Annotated in this window: 10 protein-coding genes; 2 read left to right on the top strand and 8 right to left on the bottom strand. The window is 52.5% G+C overall.

What is annotated here, in order from left to right:
* Positions 1–41: 41 nt before the first annotated feature.
* The 6 genes from nuoF to lrhA all read right to left on the bottom strand — a co-directional run bounded on the left by nuoF (position 42) and on the right by lrhA (position 6,470).
* The gene (gene nuoF, locus QE396_RS01235) at positions 42–1,379 is read right to left on the bottom strand and encodes an NADH-quinone oxidoreductase subunit NuoF (protein WP_014170996.1); all 1,338 of its coding nucleotides are present in this window, start codon (positions 1,377–1,379) and stop codon (positions 42–44) included.
* Positions 1,376–1,876, bottom strand: a complete 501-nt coding sequence (nuoE, locus tag QE396_RS01230) for an NADH-quinone oxidoreductase subunit NuoE (RefSeq protein ID WP_014170998.1) — start codon at positions 1,874–1,876, stop codon at positions 1,376–1,378. The genes nuoF and nuoE overlap by 4 nt, the downstream gene beginning before the upstream one ends.
* Before the next feature lie 2 nt (positions 1,877–1,878).
* Positions 1,879–3,681: an NADH-quinone oxidoreductase subunit C/D gene (gene nuoC, locus QE396_RS01225; protein WP_014170999.1), complete on the bottom strand. Its 1,803-nt coding sequence runs from the start codon at positions 3,679–3,681 to the stop codon at positions 1,879–1,881.
* A gap of 89 nt (positions 3,682–3,770) precedes the next feature.
* Complete coding sequence (gene nuoB, locus QE396_RS01220; RefSeq protein ID WP_003861482.1) at positions 3,771–4,445, bottom strand: NADH-quinone oxidoreductase subunit NuoB; 675 nt, start codon at positions 4,443–4,445, stop codon at positions 3,771–3,773.
* A 15-nt stretch (positions 4,446–4,460) separates the two neighbouring features.
* Entirely contained in the window at positions 4,461–4,901 is a 441-nt protein-coding gene (gene nuoA / locus QE396_RS01215; protein ID WP_014171000.1) for an NADH-quinone oxidoreductase subunit NuoA, read from the bottom strand.
* A gap of 630 nt (positions 4,902–5,531) precedes the next feature.
* A complete protein-coding gene (lrhA, locus tag QE396_RS01210) occupies positions 5,532–6,470 on the bottom strand; it encodes a transcriptional regulator LrhA (protein ID WP_025203584.1) in 939 nt (312 codons plus the stop codon).
* A gap of 941 nt (positions 6,471–7,411) precedes the next feature.
* Between lrhA and alaA the strand changes: the two genes are divergently transcribed.
* A complete protein-coding gene (gene alaA / locus QE396_RS01205) occupies positions 7,412–8,626 on the top strand; it encodes an alanine transaminase AlaA (RefSeq protein WP_014171002.1) in 1,215 nt (404 codons plus the stop codon).
* Between the two features lie 93 nt (positions 8,627–8,719).
* On the top strand, positions 8,720–9,319 hold the full coding sequence (gene yfbR / locus QE396_RS01200; RefSeq protein WP_014171003.1) for a 5'-deoxynucleotidase: 600 nt from the start codon (positions 8,720–8,722) through the stop codon (positions 9,317–9,319).
* A gap of 40 nt (positions 9,320–9,359) precedes the next feature.
* Here the strand turns inward: yfbR and QE396_RS01195 are convergent, their stop codons facing one another.
* Positions 9,360–11,192: an SLC13 family permease gene (locus tag QE396_RS01195; protein ID WP_020883142.1), complete on the bottom strand. Its 1,833-nt coding sequence runs from the start codon at positions 11,190–11,192 to the stop codon at positions 9,360–9,362.
* 75 nt (positions 11,193–11,267) lie between these two features.
* A complete protein-coding gene (locus QE396_RS01190) occupies positions 11,268–11,927 on the bottom strand; it encodes a sugar phosphatase (RefSeq protein ID WP_047356572.1) in 660 nt (219 codons plus the stop codon).
* Positions 11,928–11,930 lie beyond the last annotated feature (3 nt).

Here is an 11,930-nt window from a genome sequence, read left to right as displayed (position 1 = left end):
AGTTGGCTCAGTCGTAACTGAGCGTTAATCAAAATTCTGTTTTACCAGCGCGCTTTCAGCAGGTTCGGCTGAATCCCATTGATGGCATGGGTATTGCTGAACGGCTGCTTGATGCCTGCTTCGAATTCGTCGCGGAAATATTTAATCGCGCTCTGCAGTGGCTCAACGGCGCCTGGTGCGTGGGCACAGAAGGTTTTCCCGGGGCCCAGGAATCGACACAGTTGCTCAAGTGTCTCGATATCGCCAGGCTGGCCTTCGCCACGTTCGATAGCACGCAGGATCTTCACGCTCCACGGCAGACCATCACGGCACGGTGTACACCAGCCGCAGGACTCGCGGGCAAAGAACTCTTCGAGGTTACGCACCAGCGATACCATGCCGATCTCGTGGTCGACGGCCATCGCCAGCGCCGTACCCAGACGGCTGCCTGCTTTACCAATGCTTTCGAATTCCATCGGCAGATCAAGATGGGCCTCGGTCAGGAAGTCGGTCCCTGCACCGCCTGGCTGCCAGGCTTTGAATTTCAGGCCATCACGCATGCCGCCAGCGTAGTCTTCAAGAATTTCACGTGCGGTGGTGCCAAACGGCAGTTCCCAGACGCCAGGGTTCTTCACGCGACCGGAGAAGCCCATCAGCTTGGTACCGGCATCTTTACTGTTCGAGATGCCCTGATACCACTCCACGCCATTGGCGAGGATTGCCGGGACGTTACACAGGGTTTCGACGTTGTTTACACAGGTCGGTTTACCCCAGACGCCAGAGCTTGCCGGGAACGGTGGCTTGGAACGTGGGTTCGCACGGCGGCCTTCCAGGGAGTTAATCAGTGCGGTCTCTTCACCACAGATATAACGCCCTGCCCCGGTGTGCACGAACAGCTCGAAGTCAAAACCGGTGCCAAGGATGTTTTTACCCAGCAGGCCCGCTTCAGTGGCTTCGGCAATCGCGCGACGCAGGTTTTCAGCCGCTTCGATGTATTCACCGCGCAGGAAGATGTAACCCCGGTACGCTTTCAGCGCGAACGCGGAGATCAGCATGCCTTCCACCAGCAGGTGCGGCAGCTGTTCCATCAGCAGGCGGTCTTTATAGGTGCCCGGCTCCATTTCATCAGCGTTACACAGCAGGTAACGGATGTTCATGGATTCGTCTTTTGGCATCAGGCTCCACTTCAAACCGGTGGAAAAGCCTGCGCCGCCGCGCCCTTTCAGGCCAGCGTCTTTGACCGCACTGACGATGTCGTCCGGCGCCATGCCGCCCAGGGCTTTACGCGCACCGGCATAGCCGTTTTTGCTCTGGTATTCGTCGAGCCATACCGGCTGTTTGTCATCACGCAGACGCCAGGTCAGTGGATGAGTTTCAGCAGTACGAATTACAGTTTTCATTTGTACTGCTCCAGCAGGTCAGGAATGGCTTCCGGCGTCAGATAACTGTGAGTATCCTCATCAATCATCATGGTCGGCCCCTTGTCGCAGTTCCCCAGGCAGCAGGTTGGCAGCAGCGTAAAGCGGCCATCGAACGTGGTCTGGCCTGGCTTAATATTGAGCTTTTTCTCAATCGCTGCCTGAATGCCCTGATAACCGGTAATGTGACAAACCACGCTGTCACAGTAGCGGATCACATGGCGACCCACCGGCTGACGGAAGATCTGGCTGTAGAACGTGGCTACGCCTTCTACGTCACTTGCCGGAATGCCCAGCACTTTTGCGATCTCATAGATCGCCCCATCCGGCACCCAACCACGCTGTTTCTGTACGATTTTCAGCGCTTCAATGGACGCCGCACGCGGGTCTTCGTAGTGGTGCATCTCGTGCTCAATAGCGGCACGTTCTGCTTCACTCAGCTCAAAAGCCTCGGTTTGTGGTTGTTGATTCTCGTGCATAATTAGCGGTCCACATCTGACATAACAAAATCGATACTACCCAGATACACAATCAGGTCGGAGACCAGACTGCCGCGGATGGCGGACGGGATCTGCTGCAGGTGCGCAAAGCTTGGTGTACGCACGCGGGTACGGTAGCTCATGGTGCTGCCGTCACTGGTCAGGTAGTAACTGTTAATACCCTTGGTCGCTTCAATCATCTGGAAGGATTCTTGCGCCGGCATGACCGGACCCCAGGAAACCTGCAGGAAGTGGGTGATCAGGGTTTCGATATGTTGCAGCGTGCGCTCTTTCGGCGGCGGCGTCGTCAGCGGGTGATCCGCCTTGAACGGGCCTTCCGGCATGTTGTTGAGGCACTGCTCAAGGATGCGCAGACTCTGGCGCAACTCTTCAACTTTCAGCATCACGCGGGTGTAGCAGTCGGAAACACCGCCGCCAACCGGGACTTCGAAGTCGAAGTTCTCATAGCCAGAGTAAGGACGGGCTTTACGCACGTCGAAATCAATACCGGTTGCGCGCAGACCCGCACCTGTCGTACCCCACTCCAGCGCTTCTTTCGCACCGTAGGCTGCAACGCCCTGGGAACGGCCTTTCAGGATGGTGTTACGCAGTGCGGCTTTCTCGTATGAAGCCAGACGTTTTGGCATCCAGTCGAGGAATTCACGCAGCAGACGCTCCCAGCCGCGCGGCAGATCGTGTGCCACACCGCCGATACGGAACCAGGCCGGGTGCATACGGAAACCGGTGATGGCTTCTACCAGATCGTAGATTTTCTGACGATCGGTAAAGGCGAAGAAGACCGGGGTCATCGCGCCAACGTCCTGAATGAACGTGGAGATATACAGCAGGTGGCTGTTGATACGGAACAGTTCGGAGAGCATCACGCGGATGACGTTAACGCGATCCGGTACGGTGATACCTGCCAGTTTCTCAACGGCCAGCACGTAAGGCATTTCGTTTACGCAACCGCCGAGGTACTCAATACGGTCGGTATACGGAATGTAGCTGTGCCAGGACTGACGCTCGCCCATCTTCTCAGCACCACGGTGGTGGTAACCGATGTCCGGTACGCAGTCGACAATCTCTTCGCCATCAAGCTGAAGAATAATACGGAAAGCACCGTGCGCAGAGGGGTGGTTTGGACCGAGGTTGAGGAACATGAAGTCCTCGTTTTCCGTCCCACGTTTCATGCCCCAGTCTTCCGGCTTGAAGGTCAGCGCTTCCATCTCCAGATCCTGCTTGGCTTTCGTCAGCTCAAACGGGTCGAATTCAGTTGCACGTGCCGGGTAGTCTTTACGCAGCGGGTGGCCGGTCCACGTCTGCGGCATCATGATGCGCGTCAGATGCGGGTGGCCGTCGAAGGTCATCCCGAACATTTCCCAGGTTTCACGCTCATACCAGTTAGCGTTCGGGAAAAGTTTAGTGATCGTCGGCAGATGCATGTCGTTTTCAGACAATGCCACCTTGAGCATGATATCCGTATTACGGTCTATTGAGATCAGGTGGTAGAAAACGGAAAAATCCGCAGCAGGGAGACCCTGGCGGTGCGTACGCAGACGTTCATCCATGCCGTGTAAGTCAAACAGCATGACGTAAGGTTTTGGCAATTTCTTGAGGAAATCGACCACTTCCAGTAATTGCTCACGCTTCACCCAAACAACGGGTACCCCGGTGCGGGTCGCCTGAACAGTAAAGGCATCCGGCCCAAAACGGTTGCGCAGTTCGCCAATGACAGGGTCATCCAGATGATCCCGTGTTTGCCAGGCGGCTTCTTGCGCGGTTAAGTCGGTCATATTGTTCACCATTGCAAATGGTCCGTGGTGACTGTAGGGCGTGGCTTCGCGCTATTTGAGTAGTGATATGCGAAGGTTAACTCCATGCCCACAGGCGCAAATTAAATTTCGTCAGGCGTACGCAGATTGGTTACTGCAATACGTTCGCCGCGTTTACGCTCGCGCTCAGACTGCATGTTGGCGCGGTAAACACCCTGATCGCCAACCACCCAGGAGAGCGGACGACGTTCTTTACCGATAGACTCCTGCAGCAGCATCAGCGCCTGCATGTAAGCTTCCGGACGCGGCGGACAACCCGGGATGTAAACATCCACTGGAATAAACTTATCTACGCCCTGTACGACGGAATAAATGTCGTACATACCGCCAGAGTTTGCACATGCGCCCATGGAAATAACCCATTTTGGCTCCAGCATCTGGTCATACAGACGCTGAATAACAGGTGCCATCTTGGTAAAGCATGTACCTGCCACCACCATCAGGTCAGCCTGACGTGGGGAAGCACGCAGTACCTCTGCCCCAAAACGCGCAACGTCATGCACCGCAGTGAATGACGTCACCATTTCAACGTAGCAGCAAGAAAGGCCAAAGTTGTAAGGCCAGATGGAGTTCTTACGACCCCAGTTGACCATATCGTGCATGGCATGCTCGAGTTTGCCCATGTACACGCTTTTATTGACTTCTTGCTCCAGGGGGTCGGTTACGATCTCCTGTTTTTGCAGGGGGTAACGGTCATTCTCACCGTTAGGATCTATGCGGGTGAGCGTATAATCCATCTTATTGCCTCGCTGTTACTGCTGACGATTAGAGATACTGTTTTCCGGGTTGATGTGTTCACGACGTGAACGCGCAGGCGTCCAGTCAAGCGCGCCAATACGCACCAGATAAACCAGACCGGCCAGTAACACTAAAATGAAAATTGCGGCCTCGACAAAGCCCACCCAACCACTTTCGCGGATGGAAGTTGACCATGCGAAAAGGTAAAGCGCTTCCACGTCAAAGATGACGAAGAACATGGCTACCAGATAGAACTTGGCAGACAGGCGTAAGCGAGCGGAACCTACTGAATCAATACCTGATTCGAAAGGTGTGTTCTTGTGCCTTGCACGGGCGCGACCGCCCAGGAACCAGCCGCCGACTAACATCAGGCAGCACAGGCCAATGGCTACAATAAGAAAGATTGCGAATGCCCAGTGATGAGCGATGACTTCTGTGGATGTTGACATACTCATTGCTTACTCATCAAAAGTGATACCTACGACACTGCTCTTGCTGGCAGATGGGCATCACATCGATTCATGGGGAGGAACGAAAAACCTTACACTAACTGTCAGAAATGAGACGTAGACAGCAAAATGATGGGGTTTTTTACTCCTTTCTATAACCTTTTGTCAACTTTAACAAAGGTTTCTTCACATTAAATTACATCGAGCGATTCTCATTAACATTTGGTGCCCTTTAACCCTGGTGGGTACCTGAGTTTACGTCAAATGCATGTTGTTGAATCGTGTCCGTTTTGGAAGTAAAAAAAATAACCCTCCTATTTTGACAGGATTTGCCAACGATTCCTCCCCCCAAATAGGAGTATTTTCTTGATCTGAGACACGCTTTTGTTAATTCACCCAAAAAACCAGCAACATATTTCCTGTTTTATTAACATCGAGGCGAGCTGGAGGGAGACTGAACGGGAAACGCACAACATTTGAACAAAAGCATTTATCTCACTGATAAATAGACACTATCCTAAAAATCCACGCGGTGATCGCGGGTATTACTGCCAAAAAAAAGCCACTGCAGGCGAAAATCGCGTGAGTGGCTTTTTTTTACATTTACAAATTGTTACCAGAATTTTGAGCTGTCGATCACTCAAAGTCCCCTTCAACGATCAGGGAATCATCCCCCCCTTCGGAGGTAACATGTTCGAACTGCCATGGATTATGGTAGTTTTCCATCGCCTCGAACACGACTTTCGCCAGTTCGTTATTGCTGGACGTATTGTGGCAGAGCAGATACTCCGTATCAGGCAAAGCAGGAAGACCATCTGATTTACCCAGTACGCGCAGATCCGGGCTCATCATTTCGACCGGACGGGCCGTTACTCCAAGCCCCGCTTTCACGGCAGCACGTACCGCTGGCAATGTGGAAGCCACATAAGCCAGACGCCATGGAATATTGGCCTCATTGAGCGCCGCCAACACCATATCGCGGAACGGACTCGGATCATCCAGTAATACCAATGGAATTGGCTCACCTTTTTGCAGCACATATTCAGCAGCGCAATACCAATGCGTCGGAGACGTGCGCAACGTCAGGCAATTAAATTGCCCTGGACGGTGCGTGGTCACCACCAGATCGACCTTATTCTCATTTAACATCTCAATCATAAAAGCATTTCGTTTTACGCTAACGTCCAGCGCAAGCTTCGGATAAACCGAACTAATTCGATTGAGAAGAAATGGCAATATTGTGTCTGCTGACTCATCAGACGCACCTAACGTTAGCACCCCTTGCAGGTTGCTATACATTAATGACATACATGCTTCGTCATTAAAGCGAAGTATTTTCCTGGCATAACCCAGAAGCTGAATACCGTGTTCCGTTAAGAGCTTATTACGCCCGTGACGGGCAAAGAGCTCTTTACCAACCAGTTGTTCCAGCCGTTGCATTTGCTGGCTAACGGCGGACTGGGTTCGGCAAACGGCGGCAGCAGCAGCTGCAAAAGTGTTGAGATCGGCGACCGCAACAAACGTTCTCAGCAGATCGAGGTCGAGATTCATTATCGGACGATTTGCATTTATCATATCTTTTCACTTTCAGGTTGCTCGTGCGGAGCTGCCCGGGTTGAAGCTGTGTGTGTAACAGTTAAGCAATTCCCTCTGAAGGTTTTCCCTCGCATCCCGGCCCGGCAGACTGCCTGACAGATAGTTATTGTGCTGTTTTAATATCAACAGTCAGAAAGCACGTTTCATGACGTTATTTTTATTCTCTTAAACGTTCAGGATATTTAGATGTTTGCAGGTTTATGTAAATTCCATTAAGGGTGATACACCCTTTCTGCCATCTTTCTCGCAGTGCTGTCAACGTAGCAGGAGATGTTTAACCCATTCCGGCCAGAGATAACTCTAACAATAACAATCAATTAATTCAGAAAACCTGTTCCACAAATACAAAACATATGTATCTGTGCCCAGCTTTCCTGAAAGACATCTTAACCCAAATCCACTTTATTTATAAGTCTTATTGCAATATTGAGGATTTATGAGGGTTGTTAAGCTTCTCAACTAATTTTATTAAAATTAACTAAAGTTGCATTTTGTTGGTTAATAATAAATAAATTTTAATTTAGATTAAGGCCATTCATTAATAACATTTAACATTAATTTCACATGAGTAACTTTTAGCCAATGCACACTATTACAACGCCACGTAACGAAGCATTCAGGTTTTACGAAAGGTCACTCAGCGTAACTGCCACGCAGGTTGCGGATATTATTTATTTTTATCAGCACAATATACAACTTTTATATTATTTAACAGCACAATAAACCTACTTTCACACCATTAACCTTACTTTACGTCAGTTAAATTGTTCGCTGATAGCGAAAAAGATTCACCCCATTTTCATTCACTCCACAAAATCTTCTCCTGCCCGCCCTTCAAAACGAAGCGAGGGGGGAGTACATTATTCCGTGCTGACTTCCACGGCAGGGAGTGGCAACAATCGCGAAAAGGTTAAAGGTTCATGTCCCCTATCGAAAAATCCAGCAAGCTAGATAACGTCTGTTACGACATCCGTGGCCCGGTTCTGAAAGAGGCTAAACGCCTTGAAGAAGAAGGCAATAAGGTTCTGAAACTCAACATTGGTAACCCTGCGCCATTTGGTTTTGAAGCGCCGGATGAGATTCTGGTTGATGTGATCCGCAACCTGCCCACTGCGCAAGGCTATTGCGATTCAAAAGGACTTTACTCCGCACGAAAAGCCATCATGCAGCACTACCAGGCGCGCGATATGCGTGATGTTACCGTTGAAGATATCTATATCGGCAACGGTGTCTCTGAGCTGATCGTGCAGGCCATGCAGGCGCTGCTGAACAGCGGTGACGAAATGCTGGTTCCCGCGCCGGATTATCCGCTGTGGACGGCGGCCGTATCCCTGTCCAGCGGTAAAGCCGTGCACTATCTTTGCGATGAGTCTTCTGACTGGTTCCCGGATCTCGATGATATTCGCGCGAAAATTACCCCACGCACGCGCGGCATCGTCATTATTAACCCGAACAACCCAACGGGCGCGGTCTACTCAAAAGAGCTGCTGATGGAGATCGTGGAGATCGCCCGCCAGCACAACCTGATCATCTTTGCCGACGAAATTTACGACAAGATCCTGTATGACGCGGCGCAGCACCACTCTATCGCCGCACTGGCTCCGGACCTGCTGACCGTGACTTTTAATGGTCTCTCTAAAACCTACCGCGTGGCCGGTTTCCGTCAGGGCTGGATGGTCTTAAACGGCCCGAAAAAACATGCGAAAGGCTATATTGAAGGGCTGGAAATGCTCGCCTCTATGCGTTTATGTGCCAACGTGCCGGCGCAGCATGCTATCCAGACCGCACTCGGCGGCTATCAGAGCATCAGCGAGTTTATCGTGCCGGGCGGGCGTTTATATGAGCAGCGTAACCGCGCGTGGGAGCTTATCAACGATATTCCAGGCGTCTCCTGCGTGAAGCCGAACGGCGCGCTCTACATGTTCCCGAAAATCGACGCGAAACGCTTTAATATTCATGACGACCAGAAGATGGTGCTCGATTTCCTGCTGCAGGAAAAAGTGCTGCTGGTGCAGGGTACCGCCTTTAACTGGCCGTGGCCGGATCACGTGCGTATCGTTACCCTGCCGCGTGAAGATGACCTCGAGATGGCCATCAGCCGCTTTGGACGTTTCCTCTCAGGTTACCACCAGTAATCTTAAAATCAGGCTACTTCGGTAGCCTGATTTGCATCTTGCCTCCCCTCCCCGCACAATGAAGTCTGTCGCAGTGAAGACAAAAGGTAACCTATGAGTCAGAGTCATTTCTTTGCCCACCTCTCCCGCCTTAAACTGATCAACCGCTGGCCGCTGATGCGCAATGTCCGCACTGAGAATGTGTCGGAGCACAGTCTGCAGGTTGCGATGGTCGCTCACGCTCTGGCTGCCATTAAAAACCGGAAATTCAACGGGCAGGTTAATGCTGAGCGTATTGCCCTGCTGGCGATGTATCACGATGCCTCGGAAGTGCTGACCGGGGATTTACCGACACCCGTGAAATATTTCAACTCGCAGATAGCCCAGGAATATAAGGCCATTGAGAAGATTGCTCAGCAGAAACTGATCGACATGGTGCCGGACGAGCTGCGCGATATTTTTGAGCCGCTGATTGATGAGCATCAGTACACGGAAGAGGAAAAATTGCTGGTTAAGCAGGCGGATGCGCTATGCGCTTACCTGAAATGTCTGGAAGAGCTGTCCGCGGGGAATAACGAATTTCTGCTGGCGAAAACGCGTCTGGAAAAAACGCTGGAATCACGCCGCAGCGAAGAGATGGATTATTTCATGCAGGTGTTTGTGCCGAGCTTCCATTTGTCGCTGGACGAGATCAGTCAGGACTCCCCTCTCTGACGGTATGCCGGGTCGCGTCATCGCTACCCGGCATCAGGGTTTAAAACGGGAACAGTACGGGAATCAGTATCACGCACACCACCATCACCAGCACGGTGAAGGGCACGCCTATCTTCACAAAATCACTGAATTTGTAATTTCCCGGGCCAAGCACCAGCGTATTGACCGGTGACGAGACCGGAGTCATAAACGCTGCAGATGCCGCCATAGCGACGATCATGGCAAACGGGTACGGCGAAACCCCCATTGATTTCGCCATCGCCAGTGCAATGGGTGCCATCAGGACTGCCGTGGCCGTATTGGAGATAAACAGGCCTATCGTGGCGCACATGATAAACAGGCAGACCAGCATCATGTAAGGCCCGTATCCACCGCCTGCGTCCATGAGTCCCTTGACGATCAAATCCACCCCACCGGTTTTTTGTAACGCCAGGGCAAAGGGCATCATCCCGACAATCAGAATGATGCTCGGCCAGTGAATGGCTTTGTAGACACTTTCGGCATCAATACAGCGGAATTTCCCCATCAGAAGACAGGCGATAATGGCCGCAATGGGGTTTGGAATTTCGTCAGTCAGCATCAGTGCGACCATCAACACCAGGCAAAAAATCGCATGCGGTGCCTGGCTGTGCGCCGGAGAAGCATCGCTCTCTTCAACCGGCATATTAAGTACCACAAAGTCGCGGCCTTTCTGCCCGAGCTGACCGATCAGTTTCCAGTTGCCGACGACGAGGAAGATATCACCGAGCAGGATAGGCTCATCCACTACCGCCCCTTCCATCGCCACGCCATCACGCTTTAAGCCCACCACGTTTAGCCCATAGCGGGTCCTGAAGCCGATTTCGCGCACGGTTTTACCCAGTAATTCTGATTCCGGGATCAGCGACACTTCGGCCATGCCGACATCCAGCGCCTGGTCTGAGAAATACTCCCCACGTAGCACCATGGGTTCCAGCAACTGTTCACTGCAAAACTCGCGCAAATCGACATCGGCGGTGGACATATCAATCAGCAAAACGTCGCGTGCACGGAATTCCGACACCCCGTTGACGTTAACAATCACCCGCCGAAAACGACGCCAGCGCTCTACGCCGATCACGTTCGCGCCATAGCGCTCGCGCAGCTTCAGGTCGTCAAGACGCTGGCCAATGAGGGGCGAGCCAGGGCGGATAGCCAGACGGCGCGCTCGCCCGGTCAGACGATACTCTTTGATCAGATCGCGGAAGGTCCGTCGTTTCCAGCCGTCTTTGCTTTTATCCTGTTTTTCCCCCTTCAGGGCAAAACGGGTTAACAGCATGTAGACCACACCCAGCACCAGAATCACCAGTCCAAGTGGGGTCACGCTGAAAAAGCTAAAGCCTTCAAACCCTTCGCGGATTAGCTCACTGTTGACGACCAGGTTCGGTGGGGTCGCCACCAGCGTCATCATCCCGCTGATAAGACCGGCAAAGCTCAGAGGCATCATCAGGCGCGACGGCGAGGTTTGCATCCGCATGGAGACGCTCAGCACCACCGGGATAAAGATGGCGACGACGCCCGTGGAGCTCATAAACGCCCCCAGCCCGGCAACCGTCAGCATCAGGTAGATCAACATTTTGGTTTCGCTGTTGCCGGCCACCTTGACCAGCCACGACCCCATAATGGTCGCCACGCCGGTGCGCACCAGTCCGTCGCCAATAATAAACAGGGCGGCAATCAGGATAACGTTGGGATCACTAAATCCGGAGAAAGCCTCCGGAAGCGTGAGCGTACCGCTCAGCACAAAGGCAACGATGACAAACAAGGCGATGGCATCCATGCGCACCTTGCCTGAGGCAAAGAGAAGGATGGCGATTAAAAGCAGGCTCAGGACCCAAATCAGTTCACCGTTCACAACATATCCTTGTCAGTGGAGGAGACAAAATTTTGCCACAAAAAAGCCCCAACAATGTGGGGCTATATCATGGGATTACATTTTAAGCGAGACGGTTACAACTCCGTCCGGTGCCTTCGCAACGTTAATGGCCGTCAGCGTGTTAAGCACCAGATCCGCCTCGTTCAGGCGGGGTGACCCCGCCGGAACGTTAACGGCGATGACGTGGCTTCCGGCGTTCAACCCCGCCAGGACGCCTGCTGCCGCATCCTCCACCACCACACAATCGGCTGGTGCCAGGCCAAGCAGTTCGGCACCGAGTAAAAAGGCATCCGGTTCAGGCTTGCCGCGCTTCACGCGCTCTGCCGTGATAAACACTTCGGGCGTCGGTAACCCTGCGGCCTTATGACGAGCATGGGCAACGGGCACCGAGCCGGAGGTGACGATCGCCCACGGGATTTGGGCTTCGTTCAGATGTTCAAGCAGTTCACGCGCCCCCGGCAGCGCTGTAATGCCATCCGTGTCGGTGGCTTCAATGTGCTCAAGATAGCTGAACTCCGCCTGAATCTCTTCCTCAGAACGTCCTGCTAAGAAGTGCCGCAATGAGGTTATGGCCTGTTTGCCATGGATAAAATTCAGTACTTCCTGATGGTCAATGCCATGTCTGTCCGCCCAATGGCACCATGAACGCTCCACAACCGGCAGCGAATCCACCAGCGTACCGTCCAAATCAAACAGAAAACCTCTACACTGCACAAG

This window comes from Enterobacter sp. SORGH_AS_0287 (genome assembly GCF_031453695.1).
GTDB classification, from domain to species: domain Bacteria; phylum Pseudomonadota; class Gammaproteobacteria; order Enterobacterales; family Enterobacteriaceae; genus Enterobacter; species Enterobacter ludwigii.
The sequence above is the reverse complement of the archived record's forward strand: the minus strand, read 5'-3'. Positions and strand labels throughout refer to the sequence as shown.

What these genes read in the sequence shown, in the direction of transcription:
- nuoF (WP_014170996.1), bottom strand. Translation starts at nt 1,379, where the DNA reads ATGAAAACTGTAATTCGTACTGCTGAAACTCATCCACTGACCTGGCGT.
- nuoE (WP_014170998.1), bottom strand. Translation starts at nt 1,876, where the DNA reads ATGCACGAGAATCAACAACCACAAACCGAGGCTTTTGAGCTGAGTGAA.
- nuoC (WP_014170999.1), bottom strand. Translation starts at nt 3,681, where the DNA reads ATGGTGAACAATATGACCGACTTAACCGCGCAAGAAGCCGCCTGGCAA.
- nuoB (WP_003861482.1), bottom strand. Translation starts at nt 4,445, where the DNA reads ATGGATTATACGCTCACCCGCATAGATCCTAACGGTGAGAATGACCGT.
- nuoA (WP_014171000.1), bottom strand. Translation starts at nt 4,901, where the DNA reads ATGAGTATGTCAACATCCACAGAAGTCATCGCTCATCACTGGGCATTC.
- lrhA (WP_025203584.1), bottom strand. Translation starts at nt 6,470, where the DNA reads ATGATAAATGCAAATCGTCCGATAATGAATCTCGACCTCGATCTGCTG.
- alaA (WP_014171002.1), top strand. Translation starts at nt 7,412, where the DNA reads ATGTCCCCTATCGAAAAATCCAGCAAGCTAGATAACGTCTGTTACGAC.
- yfbR (WP_014171003.1), top strand. Translation starts at nt 8,720, where the DNA reads ATGAGTCAGAGTCATTTCTTTGCCCACCTCTCCCGCCTTAAACTGATC.